The following is a 20,190-nucleotide window of genomic DNA, read 5'->3' as shown; positions in this document are numbered from 1 at the left end:
ATGGGCGTATGTACAAATGCGACCCGCAATTTCTCTCCAGGCAAGAGGGGGTTGGGGCTTCGCACAGACAATCCAATCGAAATCGAATTTCTAGCATGCATGACAGGCCACCGTCAAGAAGGCCTTCAACTAACCCTTGCCCAAGGCGACCTTGACGCCCTCTGGGGCGTGTGATCTACTGCCCGTCGGCAGCTCTGGATTGGGGGAACCCGTGCCGTCAGGGGAACTGTCCGAGGACCAGGATCAGGTACGGCCGACGGGTGCGGAGGGCGGTCCGCCCTCTTTATGGAGCAACCCCGCGTATCGCATTTTCTTAGGCGTTCAGACCCTTTCCGCGCTCGGCGACTCCTTCTCCTATGTCGCGTTGCCGCTGCTGGTGCTGCACAGCACGGGATCGGTCCTGCAAATGGGCCTCGTCACCGGGCTCACCGGTGTCGCGTCGATCCTGACCGGCCTGGTCGCCGGAGTCGTCGCCGACCGCTTCGACCGCAGACGGCTCCTGATGCTCGCCGACGGGGCGCGCTGTCTGCTCTACCTGCTGATCCCGCTTGCCTGGATCTCCTCGACGCCGATATGGCTGATCTACACCGTCGTCCCCATCGCGGGCTGCTTCTCGATGCTCTTCCAGGTCACCTATGTGACCGTGGTGCCGGCCATCGTCCAGCCGGACCAGATCACCAAGGCCAACGGGCACATGTACGCGACGTACGCGGTCGCCAGTGTCGCCGGGCCCGCGCTCGCCGGCTTCGTGGCCTCGTCCGCGGGTCCCGCCGCCGCGATCGGCATCGACTCCGCGACCTTCGCGGTCTCCGCGCTCGGTGTTCTGCTCGTCAAGTTCAACGGCAGGCCCAAGCCGACCAGTCCCGCCCAACGCGGCAACATCAGCGAGGAGTTCCTGGCCGGGGCGAAGTTCCTGTGGGCCCACCCGGTGCTCCGTCCGCTGACACTCCTGCTCTCGCTGATCACGTTCCTCATCTACGGCCTGACCGACCTCGTCATCTACCTGGTCAAGCATGAGCTGGACCACCCGGACACCACGGTCGGATACGTCCTGACCGCCGGGACCGTCGGCTCGTTCATCGCGTCTGCCGCGGTCGCCCGGGTGCGCAAACGACTCGGGTTCGGCGTGACCTGGATCAGCGCGTTCTCGCTCGCGGGCCTGTCGGTCGCCGGGATCGGCCTGTCCGGGAGCGTCCCGGTGATCGCCGTGCTGATGACGATCACCCTCATGTGCACCGGCATCGCAGGCATCTGTTCCATGTCGCTGCGTCAGGAGGTGACCCCCAGCCACCTGTTGGGGCGGGTCACGTCCTCCTTCTGGACCATCCACACGGCGCTGGGGCCGATCGGTGCCGCCATCACGACCGCGGCGGCCGCCGGAGCGGGCGTCACCACGGTCTGTCTCGTCATGGGCGTCGTCGTCCTGGCCGTCGCACTGACCGGAACGCTCACCGGAATCGCCAGGCCCCACGCCGTGGAGCCCGTGAACCCCGTTGACTCGGTGGACCGCCCGACAGGAGAGGCCGCATGAGCTTCGGCACACCCGCCACCCGGCCCCTCTCCGAGCACGCGCCCTCCGGGGCGGACGCGCTCTCCCCGGCCCAGGAAAGCTTCTGGTTCCTGGACCGCATGCACCCCGGCACCCCGCTCTACAACGCGTGCTCGGCGATCCGACTGACCGGACCGCTCGCCCCCGGCGCGGCAGCCGACGCCGTGAGCGACATCGTCCGCAGGCATGACGTCCTGCGCGCCCGCTTCCCGTCCGACGGCGGCGTCCCCCGCATGCGCGTCGAGCCCGAACTCCCCATGCCCATCGGGCTGATCGACCTGACCGGGCTGCCCCCACAGGCGCGCGCCGCCGAGGCCCACCGCCTCGCCGAGGAGCACGCCCGGCGCCCCTTCGACCTGGAGACCGGCCCGCTGATACGCACGGCGCTGCTGCGCTCGGCCGACGACGACCACACCTTGCTCCTGAACTGGCATCACATCATCTGCGACGGCTGGTCCCGGCAGATCTTCGTCGACGAATTCCTCGAACTCGTCGCCGCCCGCGCCGAGCGCCGCGCCCCCGACCTGGCCCCGCTGCCCGCCCAGTACGCGGATGTCGTCGCCCGGCGCCGCCACCAGGGCGCGGGCCATCCCGCGTACGAGACGGAACTGACCTACTGGCGCGAGCGGTTGGCCGACCTGCCCGACGTCCGACGGCTGCCCCCGGACCGCATGCCGCCCGAACGGCCCACCCCGCCAGCGGCCACCGCGCGTCGCGCACTCGACGCCGAACTGATGCCCCGCATCAAGGAGGTGGCCCGCGCCGAGCGGGTCACGCCGTTCATGGTGCTCCTCACCGGCTTCGTGATCGCGCTCTCGCGCCATCTGGACCAGGACGACGTGCTGGTCGGCACGCCGACCGCCCTGCGCGAGGACGTCGACGCCGACCTGCTGATCGGCCCCTTCCTCAACATGCTCGCCCTGCGCACCGACCTGTCCGGCGACCCGACCGTGCGCCAGGCCCTGGCCCGGGTGCGGCAGACCTGCCTGGGCGCGTACGAACACCAGACGGTCGCCTTCCAGGACATCGTCTCCGCCCTCGACACCGAACGCAGCGAGGGCGACAGCCAGTTCTTCGGCATCACCTTCCAGTACATCGGCACGCCCTCCACGACCACCGGGCCGGGCGGCCTGACCGCGCGCGCCGAGGAGGTGGACATCGGCGTCGCCAAGTTCGACCTGACCGTCGACGTCTTCGCCGAGGAGGGGCACACCGACGTACTCGCCCACTACGACAGTGAGCTCTACCGGGCCGAGACCGTCGACGCGCTGCTGCGGCTGTGGCAGTCCGTGCTCGACGACATGACCCGGGATCCGGAGCGGCCCATCGGCCTGACCGGTGGCCTCACCGCAGAGGACCGCGCGCTGATCGCCGAGGCCGCGACAGGGGCGCGGGTCGAGCCGCACGACGCCGGAGCTCCCGACGGACACCACGAACACGACGCACACCACGAACACGACGCACACGAGATACCCGACGTACCCGACGTACTCGACGTGTTCGAGCAGTGGGCCGCGAGCACGCCCGACGCTCCCGCCCTGGTGCACGGCGACACCCGGCTCAGCTACGGCGAGCTGGACCGCGCCGCCAACAGGCTGGCCCACCGGCTGCGCGGCGAGGGCGTCACGTCCGGCTCCCGCGTCGGCATCTACATGGAACGTTCCGCCGAGAGCGTCGTCGCGGTCCTCGCCGCGTGGAAGGCGGGCGCCGCCCACGTGCCGCTGGACCTCGACAGCCCCGCCCCGCGCCGCGCGATGATCGTCGCCGACGCCGGGGTGGACGTGGTGGTCACCCAGCGGGGGCTCGTCACCGACCTCGTCGGCGATCCCGTACGCAGCCTGGTCGCGGGGCCTGATGGCGCCGACCCCGCGCACTTCCCCGGCACCCGGCCCGAGCGCGCGCTGGGCCCCGACAGCCTCTGTTATGTCATGTATACGTCGGGTTCGACGGGGCGCCCGAAGGGCGTCATGGCCACCCACGGCTCCCTCCGGCGCATCCAGCTCGCGTGGGAGCACGCCTTCGCGCTGCGCGGGCGGATCCGCGGCCACCTGCAGATGGCCAACTTCAGCTTCGACGGCTACCTCGGCGAGCTCGTCCGCTGCATCGGATCCGGCGCGACCCTGGTCGTCTGCCCCCGCGAGACGCTGCTGCTGCCCGCCAGGCTGCTGCGCCTGATGCGCGACGAGGGCGTCGACGTGGCCGACTTCGTGCCCACGGTGCTGCGCACCCTGGCCGCGCACCTCGCCGAGAGCCACCAGGACCTGACCTTCCTCAAGCTGCTCATCGTCGGCTCCGACACCTTCCCCGCCGACGAGCTCGCGCGGATCCGCGGGCTGTGCGGACCGGACACGGAAGTCGTCAACTGCTACGGCCTGACCGAAGGCACCATCGACAGCACCTACTTCACCGTCGGCGCCGATGACCTGGACACCCGGTCCGTGCTCATCGGCCTCCCCCTGCCCGGCACCGAGGCCTATCTCCTCGACGACCGGATGCGACTGGTGCCGCCCGGCGTCCCCGGCACCCTCCATATCGCGGGACCCACGCTCAGCCGCGGCTACCTGGGCGCCCCTGGCCGCACCGCGGACGCCTTCGTGCCGCACCCCTTCGCCGACCGGCCCGGCGCGCGGATGTACCGAACCGGGGACCGCGGCCGCTACCGGCACGGGCCGCACGGCCTGCGCATCGAGTTCCTCGGCCGCCGCGACCAGCAGCTCAAGGTGCGCGGCTACCGCGTCGAACTCGGCGAGATCGAGGCAGCGTTCCGCCGCTCCCCGCACGTCCAGGACGCCGTCGTCCTCACCGAGAGGGAGCAGGACACGACGCGCGTCCACGCCTACCTCGTACCGAGCGCGGGGCAGGAGGGCGTGGACTGGCACGCCGTCGTGCGCGAGCATCTGCCGCTGTACATGCTCCCGGATCGCCTGGTGCTCCTGACCGCACTTCCGCTCACCCCGAACGGCAAGCTGGACCGCTCCGCGCTGCCGGGGTCCGGCGGCACCGAGGTCGCCCCGCCCGGCACGGCCCGCCCGGCCCGCACCCCGGTCGAGCACACCCTGCTCGACCTGTGGCGCACCGCGCTGCGCCGGACCGACATCGGCGTGCACGACGACTTCTTCAGCCATGGCGGTGACTCGCTGATGGTGATGCGCGTGATCGCGGCCGCCCACGACACCTGGGGCGTGGACATCACCGTACGGGCCTTCTTCCGGGCACCGACCGTGGCCCGCCTCGCGCCGCTGGTCGAGCAGTTGCTCGCCGAATCCGCCGCACGCGGCGGGACGGTCGAAAGAACCGGCGCGCCCGACCGGATCGTCCCGGTCGCCCGCCAACGCATCGCGTACGAGGAGGGTTGAGTGACGACTGAACCGCACGGCGGCGACCCGGCCCGATACCGGGTCGTCGTCAATCACGAGGAGCAGTACTCCGTCTGGCCCGAGCGGCAGCCGCGACCGGCCGGCTGGGAGGACGCCGGGCACGGCGGATCGCGCGAGGAGTGCCTGGCGTACATCGAGACCGTCTGGACCGACATGCGGCCCCTGAGCCTGCGCCGCCGGATCGAGCGGGAGGCCGCGGGATGACGCCGTACTACCAGGGATGCCTCCTCGGCGACGTGCGCGGCTTCGCGGGCTGGGCCGACGCGGCGGCGGAGCAGCAGGGTGACCTGCCGGACGACACCGTGGTGTACCTGCGCGACGACCTGGCCGTCGTACGGCACCCGGTCCAGGCCGACCAAGGGGTGCTGTGGGACGCGGCGACACCGCAGTGGCGTGCCTTCTGCACCGACGAGCTGCGGTTCGAGCCGCCCGCCGGACGGGCGTGACGGCCGTGGAGCTGCCGCACGTCATCGAGGCCCACGAGGGCGAGGAACTCCTCGACCGGATCGGCCGGGACCGCGCCGGGATACGGCAGCGGCTGCGCACGAACGGCGCGGTGCTGCTCCGCGGCTTCGCGGTCGGCGGCGTGGACGGCTTCGAGTCCGCCGTGGGGAAACTGTCCGGCGAGGCCCCGCTGCCCTACGAGGAACGCTCGTCGCCGCGCAGCACCATCAAGGGCCGGGTCTACACCTCCACCGACTACCCGCCGCACGAAGAGATCTTCTTCCACAACGAGAACTCCTACCGCCTGTCCTGGCCGATGAGCCTGTACTTCTACTGTGTCGAGCCCCCGGGCGCCCGGGGCGCCACCCCGCTCTCGGACACCCGCCGCGTGCTGCGCCTCCTCGACCCCGCCGTGCGCGAGGAGTTCGAGCGGCGCGGCTGGAAGGTGGTGCGCACCTTCGGCCCCGAGTTCGGGCTGAGCTGGCAGGAGGTCTACGACACCGAGGACCGGGCGCAGGTGGAGCGGTTCTGCGCGGCCAACGGCGTCACCGCCGAGTGGCGCGCGGACGGCAGGCTGCGCACGTCCTCGGTGCGCGAGGCCGTCCACCGGCACCCGGAGACGGGGGAGGAGGTGTGGTTCAACCATGCCGCGATCTTCCACCTCTCGACGCTGTCGCCGGAGAACCGGGAGGGCATGCTCGAACTGTTCGGCGAGGAGGATCTGCCCAACCAGAGCTACTACGGGGACGGCGCGGACATCCCCGACGACGTCATGGCGCACGTACGTGACTGCTACCGGTCGGCGGCCACCAGATTCGACTACCGGCGCGACGACGTCCTGGTCGTCGACAACATGCTCACCGCGCACGGCCGGGAACCCTTCACCCGCCCTCGAACGATCGCCGTCGCCATGGCCGAGGCGGTCGCGGCGGACGGGCGGAGGGGGGCGGCATGACGGGACGGGCCGTGTCCGCCCTGGTGAGCGACGCGTCGTACGCCCAGGCGAGGATGTACTTTCTCGATGAACTCGCCCATAAGTCAGGGGCGTTCACGGTCGCCCGTGTCCTCGACCTGACCGGCGATCTCGACCCGGCGGCCCTGGACGCGGCGGTCCGCGGTTGTGTGCGCAGGCACGAGAGCCTCCGCACCTGCTTCCGTGTCATCGACGGAGAGCTGCGGCAGATCGTCACCGACCAGGAGCCCACGCCGCGCGTCGTCGACCTGCGCTCCCTGCTCGGACGGGAGACCGGGGTGGACGAGCGGGAGCTGGTCGCCGACCTGGCCGGGCAGGAGGCCGCCGAACCCTTCGACCTGCGGCGTGTTCCCCTGCTGCGGACGACACTGATCCGGCTCACCGACCAGCGGGCTGTGCTCCTGCTGACGTTGCATCACATCATCGCTGACGCATGGTCGTTGGACGTTCTTCTGCGGGAGCTGTCGGCGCTCTACCGGGCCGCCGTTGCGGGCGTACCGGATGGCCTGCCCGAACTGCCTTTGCAGTACGCGGACTTCGCCGCCTGGCAGCAGCGGGCCGAAGCGGGTGGCGGCCACGACCGGCTCCTCGCCCACTGGCGCGAACGCGTCCGTGGACTGCCCGAGCTGACCCTGCCCACCGAGCATCCGCGCCCCGAGCGGCTCTCCCACCGTGGCCGGGAGCTCTCCGTCCCGCTCGACGACCACCTCGCGGAGCAACTGGGGTCCCTGTGCCGGGAGGAGGAGGCGAGCCTGTTCATGGTGCTGCTCGCCGGCTTCTATGTCGTCCTGCACCGCTACAGCGGTCGGTCCGACCTCGCCGTGGGCGGCACCACGTCCGGCCGGGCCCGCCCCGAGACCCAGGACGTCATCGGCTCCTTCGTGAACATGGTGGTGCTGCGGACCCTGGTGCGCGACGACCACACCCTGCGGGACGTGCTGCGCGCCACCGCGGAGACCTGCCACGACGCCTACGACCACCAAGAACTGCCCTTCGAGCGTCTGGTGGCCGCACACGGCGGTGCCCGGCGGGCCAACGTCCACCCGCTGTTCCAGATCGTGTTCCAGATGATCGTCCAGCCGGAGGACGACCTGTCCGTGCCGGGGCTGAACATCCGGATGCGCGAACCGGCCACCACCGTCTCCACCTTCGACCTGGTGTGCACCGTCACGAACACGAACGGCCGGTTGTCGGCGACGCTGGAGTACGCGACCGAACTGTGGGACGCGGAAACCGTCGCCGCCCTGGGCCATGCCTGGCAGTGTGCTCTGAGCGAGCTGGCCGCGCGGCCCGACCGCGCCGTGCGGGACACACCCCTGGCCGAGGAACACCCCTACGCCCCGGCCGCGTTGCCGGACGAGCTGCGCCGGGCGCCGGTCCTCTCGGACCTGCCCGCCGAGGCCGTGCTGACCGTCCGCGACGCCTTCGGCCACCCCGCGCCTCGGGGGGCGTTCGGTGAACTCTTCCGCCGCGATCGGCCAGGCGCTCCCGTGACGCCGACCGGAGTGACGGTACGTCCGGCCGGGGACGGCCGTCTCATGGCCGTGCCCGCGCAGGACGCTTTCCCGGGCCTCGCCCCGCCGGAGGCGGACGTCGTGCACTGCGCTCCGGTCGGCCCAGTGGAGCGTGAACTGGCTTGGCTTTGGGGCGAGTTGCTCGGCGTTACTGATGTCGGACGCAACGACAACTTCTTCGAGCGCGGCGGCCACTCGCTCCTCGCCACGGTGCTCATCACCCGGGTTCAGGAGCGCTACGGCACCGACGTGACCCTGGAGGCGTTCTTCCGGCTGCCCACCCCGGCGGGCCTTGCCGAGGCCATCGCCGCCTCGACGGACAGCGGCGACGGGCCCGGTGGCGGGGGAACGGGCGAACTCGGCGCGCTGGCCGCACTCGTGGACGCCCTGGAGCAAGGAGCCCCGGAGCAAGGAGCCTCGGAGCGCGGGGCCTTGGAGCAAGACGCCTTGGAGCGACAGGAGGGCCATGCCTGAAGCCGACCTCGCCGAGCGGATCCACAACCTCAGCGCGCGGCAGCGCACGGAACTGCTCCGGCAGCTGCGCGAACGCGGCATGAGCCCGCCGCTGAGCCTGTTCGCCGGAGCGGCCTCCGGTGACGCGCCGGTGTCCTCGGCGCAGCGGCGCATCCTCTTCCTGGGCGCACTGGAGCCCGAGAGCGCCGCCTACACCAGCGTGAACCCCTTCCGGCTCACCGGGCGCCTCGACCCAGCCGTCCTGCACCGCTGCCTGAACGAGATCACCGCCCGGCACGAGATCCTGCGCACCGTGTTCCCCTCGGTCGACGGCGTCCCCGTGCAGCGCGTCCGCGGCGCCACGTCCGTCCCGATGGCCGTCGTCGACCTGCGCGGACTCCCGCCCGCACGGCGCGCGGCCGAGGCGGACCGGCTCATCGCGGCCGAGCGCCGCATTCCCTTCGACCTGGCGGCCGCCCCGCCGGTGCGTTTCCGCCTGCTGCGGCTGTCCGCCGACGAGTCGGTGCTTCTGTCCGTGTTCCACCACGTCGCCGTCGACGGCTGGTCCCTCGCCGTCCTCGGCCGCGAACTGACCGCTCTGTACGAGGCGTTCGCCCTCGGCCTGCCCAGCCCGCTGCCGCCCTTGCCGGTGCAGTACGGCGGCTATGCCCGCTGGCAGTCGCTCCGTGAGGACGGCGACGACGCCCGGCGGCAACTGGCCTACTGGGAAGCGCATCTCAGCGGTGCCCCCGACCGGCTCGACCTGCCCACCGACCGGCCCCGGCCACCCGTGCAGAGCCACCGGGGCGCCACCCACCGGTTCGTGGTCGACCCGGATCTGACGGCTTCATTACGGGAGTTGGGCGTCCGGCACGGGGCCACCCTCCATATGACGCTGCTCGCCGCGCTCGCCACCGTGCTGTACCGCTACAGCGGCCAGGGCGACATGCTCATCGGCGGAGCCGTCGCCAACCGGCGGCAGAGCGAACTGCACGATCTGATGGGCTTCTTCGCCAACTCGGTGCTGTTCCGGGTGCGCCTCGACGACGACCCCACCTTCACGGACCACCTGGCCCGGGTACGCCGGACCTGCCTGGCGGCGCACGACCACCAGGACGTCCCGGTGGACCTGATCGCCCAGCGCCTGTTCCCCGAGCGCGACCTCGCGCGCAACCCGCTCTACCAGGTGAATTTCACCCTGCACAACACGCCCGCCGTCACCGGTCACCCTGCCGGTCTGACCGTGACGATGCTCGACACGGCGACCGAGTCCTCCGAGACCTGCCGCTTCGACCTCGATCTCAACATCCTCGAGACCGACGAGGGCCTGGACTGCCTGGTCGACTACGCCACCGACCTCTTCGACGCCGCCACCGTCGCCCGTATCTCGGAGTCCATCGGCGAACTGCTCCGTGCCGTCGCCGCCGACCCCGGCCGGCACCTCTCCGACCTGCCGGTGCTGCCCGCACACGAACTGCGGCGCATCGTCAGCGACTGGAACGACACCGGCACCGAGACGTGCGCGACCCCGCTGCACGAACTGGTGGCGGCGCAGGCTTCCCGCACCCCCGACGCCGTCGCGGTGCACCGGGCGGACCACACCATGGCGTACGGCGAACTGGACGGCGCGGCGAACCGGCTCGCCCACCATCTGCGGGACGCCGGTGCCGGGCCCGGCACCGTGGTGGCCGTACTGATGGACCACAGCCCCCTGACCGTGACCGCGCTGCTCGCGATCCTCAAGACCGGCGCCGCCTACGTGCCGCTGGACCGCACGCATCCCCCGTCCCGGACGAACGCGATGCTCGCCGACAGCCGGGCCGCCGTCCTGGTGGTCTCCGACGGTCTGCCCGCGGAGGTGGACCCCGCAGGCGCCCGAGTCGTCAGGCCGGACGACGAAGCCGAAGCCGACGCCATCGCGCGGCGGCCCTCGACCGCCCCGGATGTCCGGGTGTCGGCGGACGACCTGATCTACCTCATGTTCACCTCGGGCTCCACGGGCCGCCCCAAAGCGGCCCTCCTCACCCACCGCAACATCGTCAACTACCTGCTGTGGGCCAAGGACCACTACGCCGCGGCCACGGGAACGGGCGTACCCGTGCACTCGCCGCTCGCCTTCGACCTGACCGTGACGAGCATTTTCGCGCCCCTGCTCACCGGGCAGCGCGTGCTGCTCCCGGCGCCCGCGGCCGACGATGCCCCCGACGCCGCCCTGCGCGACCTGCTCGACGGTGCCGCCGACCTGAGCTTCGTCAAACTCACGCCCTCACACTTGAGGCTCCTCGAACAGGCCGCGGACGGGGCGCCCCTCGCCCTGCCCGCCCGGACGGTCATCCTCGGCGGGGAGGCCCTGCACGAGGACGCCCTGTCCGCCCTGCGCGCGGGTACCCCCACGGCCCGGATCATCAACGAGTACGGGCCCACGGAGACCGCCGTGGCCTGTGCCGCCTACGAGGCGGCAAGCAGCGCGCCGGAGGAGGGCGCGGGCCGAGTGCCGATCGGCCGACCGATCACCAATGTCCGCGTCCACGTCCTGGACGACGCGCTGCGCCCCGTGCCGGTCGGCGTAGCGGGCGAGGCGTGCGTCGGCGGCGCCGGAGTGGGCCAGGGCTACTGGCGGCGGCCCGGACTCACCGCCGACCGCTTCGTGCCCGACCCCTTCGGCACGGTCCCCGGCGCCAGGCTGTACCGCACCGGAGACCTGGTCAGGCTGCTGCCCGGCGGGGAGCTCGAGTACCTGGGCCGCCGGGACGAACAGGTCAAGGTGCGGGGCCACCGGCTCGAACCCGCCGAGGTCGAGGCCGCCGTGCGCAGCCATCCGGACGTACGGCAGTGCGCCGTCGAGGTGGTGAGCCGCGCACCGGGCGACGAGCGGATCGTCGCCTTCGTCTGCCTGCGGGACGGGTCGAGGAGCGACGGGGACGGATCGAAGATCGGTGGGGACTGGGACGGCGACCGCGTCGAGGAGTGGCGCAGGCTCTACGGGACCACCTACGAGGATCTGCCCGGGGAGCGCGACGTCTCCTTCAACCTCGCGGGCTGGCTCAGCAGTTACACCGGCCGCCCTCTGGACCCGGCCCACATGCGCGCGTGGCTGGACGGCACGCTGGAGCGCATCAGCGCCCTGCGCCCGCGCGATGTCCTGGAGATCGGCAGCGGCACCGGCATGATCCTGCTCAACATGGCCGCGGAGTGCCGGAGTTACCGGGCCACCGACCTCTCCGCCCCCGCCGTCGCCTACGTACAGGACGCGGTGGACGCCATGGGCCTCCCGCCCGGCCGGGTCGAGGTCCGCACGGCTCCCGCGCATCAGAGCATCACCCCGAAGGCGCCGGGTCCGGCGCCCGACACGGTGGTGCTCAACTCGGTGGTCCAGTACTTCCCTTCGGCGGACTACCTCCTCGACGTGCTCCGGCAGGCCGTCGACGCGGTGCCCGACGGCGGTCACGTCTTCCTCGGTGATCTGCGCAGCCTGCCGCTGCTCGACCTGTTCCACACGTCCGTCCAGGTGCACCGGGCCCCGGCGAACATGCGCATCGCCGAACTCCGCTCCAGGATCCGCCGCCAGAGTGCCCAGGACCCCGAACTGTGCGTGGATCCAAGCCTGTTCGTGAAACTCGCGGCACGCTGGCCCCGGGTCGCACGGGTTCGTGTGCTCCCCAAGCGTGGCCGTCACGACAACGAACTCAGCCACTACCGGTACGACGTCATCCTCACCGTCGGCCCCAAGGCGCCCAAGGCCGACGTGCCTGAGCCGGAGCCAGCCGCGACGCTTCTCGACTGGGCCGCATCGCCTCTCACCCCCGACGAGCTCCTGCGCCTCGTCGAGCGGGAGCGTCCCGGTCGCCTGCGCCTCACCGGCGTGCCCAACGCCCGGCTGAGCGCGGCGCTCTCCTTGGCAGAGCTCATCGAGGAGCGTGAGCCGTCCTCCTCCGTGGGTGAACTACGCGCCCGCGCAAGCGCCTTGCCCCCGCACGGCTGGTCGCCGGAGGACTGGTGGGCCCTGGCGGACCGGTGCGCGTACGAGGTGGAGCTGAGCTGGCTGGAGGGGCGGCCCGACGGCGCGTACGACGTCGTCCTGGTGCGCCGCGACCCGGGCGGCAGCTCCGAGCTGCTCCCGAGCGACTCCACACGCCGTGGCGGCATGCCCCAGGCCGAGCTGTTCGACGCACGGCGGTACACCAACGACCCGCACTGGCGCCGGGCCTGCGCGGTGACCATCCCGGACATCGACGCCCACGTACGGCGCTGGCTGCCCGAACCGCTGCTGCCGGCCCACTACGTCCCGCTGCCGGAGCTCCCCCTCACCTCGAACGGGAAGGCCGACCGCACCCAGCTGCGCCGTCTCGCGGCGGACCCGGCGGTCGTGGAGCGCGCCGTATGGGGAGCAGCCGCCCGGGAGCTCACCGGCACCGAACAGGTGGTCGCCGAGGTCTGGCGCGAGCTGCTCGACTGCGGGGACGTCACGCCCGACGACGACTTCTTCGGCCTCGGCGGGCACTCCCTGCTCACCCTCCAGGTCGTCTTCCGCCTGCGCAAACGCCTGGGCGTGGCCCTTCCGGCGCGCGCACCGTTCGACCACCGGACGCTCGCCCAGCTGGCCGCCCGCGTCGACGAGCTGCGGGAGCCGGAGCACGCCGAGCCGGAGTGCGGCGCCGCGCCGCCGCCGCTGACCGCCGTGCCCCGCGCCGCCGTGCTCCCGGCCTCGTGCGCCCAGGAACGTCTGTGGTTCATGGACCAGTTGAGCCCGGGGGACCCCCGCTACAACGTGCCGGTCTTCGACCGGATCATCGGCCCGCTCGACACCGGCGCGTTGACCCGGGCCCTCGACGCACTGGTCGCCCGGCACGAGGTCCTGCGGACCCTGATCACCGCGCCCGACGGCGAACCCCGGCAGGAGATCCGGCCGCCCGGGCCGGTGCCCCTGCCGCTGGTCGACCTCACCACCCTGCCCACGGCCGCCCGGGAAGCGGAACTGATCCGGCTCGTGCGGGCGGAGTACCACCGCCCCTTCGACCTGGCCGAGGGGCCGGTCCTGCGCACCCACCTCGTGCGCATGGCTCCGGAGGACCACGTCCTGTTGCTGTCGCTGCATCACATCGTGCACGACGGCTGGTCGTTGGGCCTCTTCAACGCCGACCTCGCCGCGTTCTACGAGGCCTTCGCCGAGGGACGCGAGCCCGACCCCGCCCCGCCACCGGTCCAGTACGCCGACTACGCCGTCTGGCAGCGACGCCTGCTCGACGAAGGACACCTGGACGCCCAGCTCGCCCACTGGAAGCGCAGGCTGGCCGGCGTCACGGACCTGCCCCCGCTGCCCACCGACCACCCGCGGCCCGTCCGGTCCACCGGCAGGGGCCGACTGCTCCCGGTGTCCATCCCGGCGCGGACCGTGGGCGAGATCCGCAGGCTGTGCCGCACGTCCGGGGCCACCCCGTTCGCCGTGCTGCTCACCGCGCTCGGCACGGCCCTGTGCGCACGCTCGGGCCAGCGCGAGGTGACCGTCGGCACCGATGTCGCGGGCCGTACCGTCGCCGAGACGCAGGAGATGCTCGGCTTCTTCGTCAACCAGCTCGCGCTGCGGATCGACCTGGACGGCGAACCGACCTGGCGGGAGCTTCTCGCGCGCGTCCACGGCACGGTGCTCGAAGCGCTCAGCCACCAGGACGTGCCCTACGAGCGGGTCGTCCAGGCGCTCAACCCGCCCCGCAGCCGCAGGCACAGCCCGCTGTTCCAGACCAAGCTCGTCCTGAACAACACACCGGGACGCTCCGGCCTCGAACTCCCGGGGCTGCGCATCACGCCCGTCCCGGTCGGCCTCGACACCACCAGGTCCGACCTGGCGCTCGTCCTCCAGGAGAGCCAGGACGTACGCGACGGGAACAGCCCCTCCGAGACGGCCGGGGAGATCACCGGCTTCCTGGAGTACAGCACCGAACTCTTCGAGGAGCCGACCGTCACCGGGCTGCTCGACGACTTCCTCCGTGCCCTCAAGGCCATGACCGACGACCCGGGATCTGGTGCCGCCTGATGAAGACGCTCTGGACGTATCTCCATGGGGCCCCTGTCCGCAGGCTGCGCATCGGCGCCGACGGCCATCACGTCGTCCTGGACGACCCCGACGGAGGCGCCCTCCTCCTCGATCTCACCGGAAGGCCGGTCGTCGGCTCACGCCTTCCGGCCGCCGCGGACCTGGTGACGACGGCCGGCGGGCGCCGCGGCACCGCCGACGGCGTCCGGCTGACGCTCACTCCCGACGGGATCGGCCTGGACGAGGCCGAGTTGGACGGCCCGGTCACCGCCATCGTCACCACACCGGACGGCTCCGTCGTCGTCGCGGGCACGGAGCGGGGCACGGTGTACGGGTTGCGTCCCCGGCTCGCCGAGGACGAGGCCCCGGCGAGCCCCGGCGACGCCCGTTCCGCGTTCGAGGAGGGCCGGGCGCTGGCCGCGGCGGGGGAGCACCGCGCGGCGATCGGCCTGCTCCAGCGGGCAGCCGAGGACGCCGGGCTGCGCTCGCGGGCGCTGTACCTGGCCGGTGAGTGCTTCCAGCACATGGGGGCGGAGTCGGCCGCGGCCATCGCCTACGAACAGGCGGCGCTGAGCGGCCCCGGCGATGACGACAAACGCCTGCTGTACGACAACGCGCGCGCTCTGCGGGATCAGGGCCGGCACACCGAAGCGGCCGATCGCCTTGAGACGCTGCTCGCCTGGGACGCCACGTACGAGGACGCCTGGAAGCTCCTTGAGGACTGCCGGGCGCGCGCAGCCTCGGCCACCCCGGGTGTGGACCCCTCCGGGACGGTCTCCTCGCCCCCCGAGGTGCGCGTCAGGGATCTGGAGGCGCGCGGGCTGCTGGGGAACTCCGACTCCCGGCTCGCCGCGTATGACGCCCTGTTCTACGTCCAGTTCGACCACACCGGCGTGCACGACAGCGCCAAGAAGCGGATGGAACTGGTCCAGCTGCTCACGGCCGTCGGGGACCTCTCCGCCGTGGCCACCTCGCTCGACGTCGGCAGCGGCACCTTGCGCTACCCCCAGGTACTCGACCGGTTCGGGGTGCGGTCGTACGGGATCGACCTCAGCGACGCGGGGATCCACTCCTGCGTGGACGAGCGGTGGGCGAGCCGGTTCGCCGTGGCGGACGGCACGGCGATGCCCTTCCGCGACGGCAGCTTCGACCTCGTCACCTGCATGATGGGCACGGTCAACCACCTGTCCGCCGCGCAGCGCGCGCGCTTCCTCGCCGAGTCGTTCCGGACGCTGCGGCCCGGCGGGCTCCTGGTGGTGAGCGCGTGGGATCCACAGTGCCGCTTCCAGACCTTCCTGTCCTTCTACTCACCCGCCGAAATGGCCCAGCTGCGCGGGCAGTTGACCGAACGGGTGCCACTGCGTGCGGAGTGCGCGGCTGCGGGGTTCGGCGAGGTGCGCACCACGCCGTTCTGCACGTTCCCCGACTGGCTGGTGACGGGGGCGGGCCCGGGGACGGACGCCGATCACCTGGCCCGGCTCGCGGATCTGGACCGGGACCGCGCCGCTCACGACCCGACGGCCCCCGGCCAGATGTTCCTGCTCAGCGCGCGGCGCTGACCTCCGTCCCGCCCAACGCGTCCGTAAGGGTGTCCGCGGTGAGGAAGCGGATGCTGCGCACGGTGATTCCCTCGCGTCGGCAGGCGGTGGCCAGTTTCATCGCCGTGATCGAATCCCCGCCCAGGTCGACGAAATTGTCGCTGCCCCGCACATCGCGCACACCGAGGATGCGCTCGCACAGGGCGAACACCCTGCGCATCGCCTCGTCGGGCTCGTCGGGCTCGTCGCTGGCGGGCCGTGCCCCCGCACGGCCCGCCTGCGCCTGGATCTCCTTCTCGAACAGGTCCTGGAGGAGCCGGCGGTCGAGCTTGCCGTGCCGGGTGAGCGGTAGTTCGCCGAGGGCCGAGAAGTGCTGGGGGATCATGTACGGCGGGAGCGAGGCCGCGAGGCCGTCCCGCAGGCGTGCCGGGAGGCCCGGGCCGTCCAGGACCACGAAGGCGGCAAGGACGTTCCGTGGCTCGCGGGCCTTCACCACCGCCGCCGCGCGTATGCCGTCCATCGCGCACAGCAGCGCCTCGACCTCGGCGGTCTCCACGCGATGGCCGCGGATCTTCACCTGTCCGTCGGCCCGGCCCACGACGACCGGACGGCCCTGTGCGTCCAGCCGCACCAGATCTCCCGTGCGGTAGACACGGCCGCCCCCGTCGGGCAGCGTGCCGAACGCGTCGGCCGTGGCGTCGGGAAGGTTGAGATAGCCGCGGGCGATGCCCGTCCCGCTGATGAGCAGTTCACCCATGCCCTCGGCCGCCTGCTCGGCATCGGTGCGGTCGACGGTCAGGCGGGTGCCTGGTATCGGGTGGCCGATCGGCAGCGGGTCGTCCGGCGCGTACTCCTCGGCACGGAACCCGGCGGCCTCGTCGAGGCGGAGGAAGCAGCGGCCCACCACGGTCTCCGTCGGCCCGTAGTGGTTGTAGACGACCGAGCCGGGAAAGAGCCGCCGCAGGGCCGTGAGATGCCGGGCGCGCAGCACCTCACCACCGACGACGAACTGGCGTGGCCCGCGCAGCCCCCGCCGGCCGGCGAGGCGGGCCGCGAGCATCTCGATGTGGGAGGGCGTCAGGCGCACCAGGTCGAGAGCGGGGTCCTGGATCGCCGTCGCGAGATCCTCGGCCTCCTGGTCCTGCGGGGCGAGGTGGAGGGTGCCGCCGGTGACGAGCGGCAGGAAGAAGCTCGTCAGGGAGAAGTCGAAGCTGAGCGGCGTGTGCAGGTACGCGTCCACCGGGCGTCCACCGGAGAATTCCGCCACCGTCCAGTGGACGTAGTTCGACAGCCCGGAGTGTTCCACCGCCACACCCTTGGGGTGTCCGGTGGAGCCGGAGGTGTACAGCACATAGGCGAGGCGTGAGGGGTCCGGTGCCTGCGGCTGCGGAGGGGTATGGGCAAGCCGCTCGGAATGGGTGCGGATCGGCACGGTCCGCAGCGCGGTGTCCGCCGGCAGATGCCGGTGCCGGGCATCGGCGACGGCGTATTCCATGGCTGTGTCGCGCACCATGAAGGCCAGCCGTTCCGGCGGGAGTCCGCCGCCGAGCGGAACGTACGCCCCGCCCGCCCGGAGGACGGCGAGTGTCCCGACGACGAGGCCGGGGGAGCGGTCCGCGAGCAGTCCGACCGTTCGTTCCGGACCGATTCCGCAGCGCAAGAGTTCCTCGGACAACCGAATGACCTCGGAGTGCAATTGCCCGTACGTCATCCGTACGTCGCCCTGGATGACGGCCGTCGATTCGGGCCGCTGTTCTGCCTGACCGGAAAACATGTCGTAGACAGAAGGAAGCGGATCGTCCGTGTGTGCTGCTTCCTGATGTCCCGTCACGGCCATGGACGACTCCGTTCGGAATTCCGGCACGGCGGCGCGCCCCGGTGAATCGAGTGACAGGCGAGGAACTGAGTGACAGCCGCAGAAATGCTAAAGGCGTGACCGCGGTCCTTCAACAGGGCCCAGATGTGCACTGTGCATGTAAAGTGCATGATGCACATATCGATTAGAATGTCTGCATGGACAAGCCCGGTCGCCGTATGGACAAGCCCGCAGGACGCACGGAGAAGCCCGTGCGAAAGGTCGAATTCGAGACGATGCTGCTCGGACGGCACTCGCATCTGTTCAATCCCCGCACCCGCTCGTCCGGCGGGCGCCTCGACCGCAGCGCGTACATCCTGCTCAGCCGCATCCAGATGGACGGACCCATGTCCATCGGCCAGCTCACCGAGGCCTTCGGCCTCGACGCCTCCACCCTGAACCGGCAGACCGCGGCCATGATGCGCGGCGGACTCGTCGAGCGCATCCCGGACCCCGACGGCGGCATGGCCCGCAAGTTCCGCATCTCCGCCGAGGGCACGCGGCAACTCGACGCCGACCGGGCCGAGTACACCCAGGGCCTGGAGAAGGTCATGGACAACTGGTCGGCGGAGGACGTGGCGACGTTCGCCGGCTTCCTGCAGCGCTTCAACAGCGACATCGAACGCCTGGAGGGGCACCCCTGGCCGCGCCCGTGAAGGGCCCTGGTCCGCACCGGGGGTAAATCTCGCCGGGTCGCCCGTGTTTCGCACGGGCGGCCGTGTGTCGCGCCGGGACGCCGCGTCGTCGACCTTGGATCAAGGTCCTTGATGACAGAGTTCGACGATCACCCGATGGAAGCGCCGTGCGGCGCTCCGTCACCGCCCACCTGCCGCCGCACCCCGAGAACCCGGAAGAGAACCGCACCACATGACCCTCCGCGTCCTGCTTGCCGACGACCAGGCCCTCCTCCGGGCGACCTTCCGCACCCTGATCGACTCCTGCGACGACATGGAGGTGGTCGCCGAGGCCACCGGCGGCGAGGAGGTCCACGGACTCACCCGGACCCACCGTCCCGACCTCGCCCTCATGGACATCCGCATGTCCGGCACGGACGGCCTGGCCGCCACCACCCGGATCTGTACCGACCCGGACCTCACCGCGACCCGCGTCCTCATCCTCACGACCGGCGAGACCGACGAGCACGTCGCCCGGGCCCTGCACGCCGGCGCGAGCGGATTCCTCGGCAAGGACGTCGGCGTCGACGAACTCCTCGGCGCGATCCGCATCGTGGCCGCGGGTGACGCGCTGCTCTCCCCGCCCGCCACGCGCGCCCTCATCACCCGCTTCCTCGCCACCCCCGACCCCGACGGCCACCTCGCGCCGCCCGAGAGCCTCGCCGCCCTCACTGAACGCGAGCGGGAAGTGATGACCCTGGTCGCCGAGGGAAAGGCCAACGACGAGATCGCCGACGCGCTCCTGACCAGCCCGGCCGCCGTGCGCACCCACGTCCAGTGCGCCATGACCAAACTCGACGCCCGCGACCGCGCCCAACTGGTCGTCATCGCCTACCAGTCGGGCCTCGTCCGCCCCACGCCGCCCCTCTGTTGAGTTCAGGGCCGCCCGGGCCCGTCCCTCACTTCTTGAGCCCGTCCATCGTCACCCGCGTGTCGGACGTGAGCATGTCCTCGACCTCCGCGGCGGTCGGCGGCTTCGTCTTGCCGTCCGAGCCGCCGTAGTAGCTCCAGCGCGTCTCGATGGTGAACCAGCCCTCGCGCACGGCGAGCGTCATGCCGTTGAGGTCGTCATTGCCCGAGCCGCTCCTGTCAGTCACCAGGTAGGCCTCGTCGCCGATGCCGCTCACGGCCTTGGTCTTGTAGGTGTACGTCTTCTGCGACTGGTCCTCGTAGGCCTTCTGTTCGGAGGCGAACTCGCCCTTCGGGTCGGTCGCCTTGTGCCAGCGGGCGGTCGAGTAGACGTAGATGCTGGAGTACGAGTCGGCGGCCGCCTCCGGGTCCTTGAGCTTGCGGCTGCAGTAGCTCATGTCGAACCCCTTCTGCCGCGAGCCGTAGTGGGTGGTCGAGGTGGTGTCCGTGTCGATCTCGTACTTCTTCTTGAAGCCGTCGAGCGGGGAGACGTCGCAGAGGTCCTTCGTGTACTGGTATCCGGCGAGGTCCGCCTTCGCGCCGTCGCCGCCGTCGGAGCCGAGGTTGCCGGTGGCGAAGAGCGCCCCCGCCCACAGGGCCGACGCGACCACGACGCCGCCGATGCCCCACACCCAGCCGGGCGTGGGCTTGCGCGGTCCGGCCGGGGGCGCGGGCGGTGCGGGCGGCTGCCCGTAGGGGCCTGGCTGCTGTCCGTACGGGCCCGGCGGCTGGCCGTAGGGCTGGGGCGCGCCCTGCGGCGGCACCGCGCCCGGGGGCTGCTGGTACGGATTCGGGGTCTGCTGGTACGGGTTGGGCTGATTCGGCTGGTTGGGCTGGGGGTTCGGTATCGACATGGCGGCAATGTACCGCTGG

Annotated in this window: 12 protein-coding genes; 10 read left to right on the top strand and 2 right to left on the bottom strand. The window is 71.6% G+C overall.

Annotated features, from left to right (window positions below; genetic code table 11):
• Window positions 1-211: 211 nt before the first annotated feature.
• From AB0E78_RS09855 to AB0E78_RS09820, 8 genes are read left to right on the top strand one after another with little or no spacing between them, the layout of a single operon-like run.
• Entirely contained in the window at window positions 212-1,531 is a 1,320-nt protein-coding gene (locus tag AB0E78_RS09855) for an MFS transporter (RefSeq protein ID WP_361830093.1), read from the top strand.
• A complete protein-coding gene (locus tag AB0E78_RS09850; RefSeq protein WP_361830091.1) occupies window positions 1,528-4,905 on the top strand; it encodes an amino acid adenylation domain-containing protein in 3,378 nt (1,125 codons plus the stop codon). The genes AB0E78_RS09855 and AB0E78_RS09850 overlap by 4 nt, the downstream gene beginning before the upstream one ends.
• Window positions 4,906-5,130, top strand: a complete 225-nt coding sequence (locus AB0E78_RS09845; protein ID WP_361830089.1) for an MbtH family NRPS accessory protein — start codon at window positions 4,906-4,908, stop codon at window positions 5,128-5,130.
• Window positions 5,127-5,372 (top strand): hypothetical protein, encoded by a 246-nt coding sequence (locus AB0E78_RS09840; RefSeq protein ID WP_361830087.1) that lies wholly within the window; start codon window positions 5,127-5,129, stop codon window positions 5,370-5,372. Before AB0E78_RS09845 ends, AB0E78_RS09840 begins: the two co-directional genes overlap by 4 nt.
• Window positions 5,373-5,377: 5 nt before the next feature.
• A complete protein-coding gene (locus AB0E78_RS09835) occupies window positions 5,378-6,325 on the top strand; it encodes a TauD/TfdA family dioxygenase (protein WP_361830451.1) in 948 nt (315 codons plus the stop codon).
• Window positions 6,322-8,331, top strand: a complete 2,010-nt coding sequence (locus tag AB0E78_RS09830) for a condensation domain-containing protein (RefSeq protein ID WP_361830085.1) — start codon at window positions 6,322-6,324, stop codon at window positions 8,329-8,331. Before AB0E78_RS09835 ends, AB0E78_RS09830 begins: the two co-directional genes overlap by 4 nt.
• Window positions 8,324-14,341 (top strand): amino acid adenylation domain-containing protein, encoded by a 6,018-nt coding sequence (locus AB0E78_RS09825; protein WP_361830084.1) that lies wholly within the window; start codon window positions 8,324-8,326, stop codon window positions 14,339-14,341. Before AB0E78_RS09830 ends, AB0E78_RS09825 begins: the two co-directional genes overlap by 8 nt.
• The gene (locus tag AB0E78_RS09820; RefSeq protein ID WP_361830082.1) at window positions 14,341-15,900 is read left to right on the top strand and encodes a class I SAM-dependent methyltransferase; all 1,560 of its coding nucleotides are present in this window, start codon (window positions 14,341-14,343) and stop codon (window positions 15,898-15,900) included. Before AB0E78_RS09825 ends, AB0E78_RS09820 begins: the two co-directional genes overlap by 1 nt.
• Here AB0E78_RS09820 and AB0E78_RS09815 read toward each other — a convergent pair.
• Window positions 15,884-17,653: a non-ribosomal peptide synthetase gene (locus AB0E78_RS09815; protein WP_361830081.1), complete on the bottom strand. Its 1,770-nt coding sequence runs from the start codon at window positions 17,651-17,653 to the stop codon at window positions 15,884-15,886. The two genes, AB0E78_RS09820 and AB0E78_RS09815, sit on opposite strands and share 17 nt — an antisense overlap.
• 260 nt (window positions 17,654-17,913) lie before the next feature.
• Between AB0E78_RS09815 and AB0E78_RS09810 the strand changes: the two genes are divergently transcribed.
• A complete protein-coding gene (locus AB0E78_RS09810) occupies window positions 17,914-18,390 on the top strand; it encodes a MarR family transcriptional regulator (RefSeq protein WP_361830449.1) in 477 nt (158 codons plus the stop codon).
• A gap of 211 nt (window positions 18,391-18,601) precedes the next feature.
• A complete protein-coding gene (locus tag AB0E78_RS09805) occupies window positions 18,602-19,282 on the top strand; it encodes a response regulator transcription factor (protein ID WP_361830079.1) in 681 nt (226 codons plus the stop codon).
• Window positions 19,283-19,307: 25 nt separating this feature from the next.
• Here the strand turns inward: AB0E78_RS09805 and AB0E78_RS09800 are convergent, their stop codons facing one another.
• Window positions 19,308-20,171: a hypothetical protein gene (locus AB0E78_RS09800; protein WP_361830077.1), complete on the bottom strand. Its 864-nt coding sequence runs from the start codon at window positions 20,169-20,171 to the stop codon at window positions 19,308-19,310.
• Window positions 20,172-20,190 lie beyond the last annotated feature (19 nt).

The sequence above is a fragment of the Streptomyces sp. NPDC032198 genome, assembly GCF_040636975.1.
In the GTDB taxonomy this organism is placed as follows: domain Bacteria; phylum Actinomycetota; class Actinomycetes; order Streptomycetales; family Streptomycetaceae; genus Streptomyces.
The sequence above is the reverse complement of the archived record's forward strand: the minus strand, read 5'-3'. Positions and strand labels throughout refer to the sequence as shown.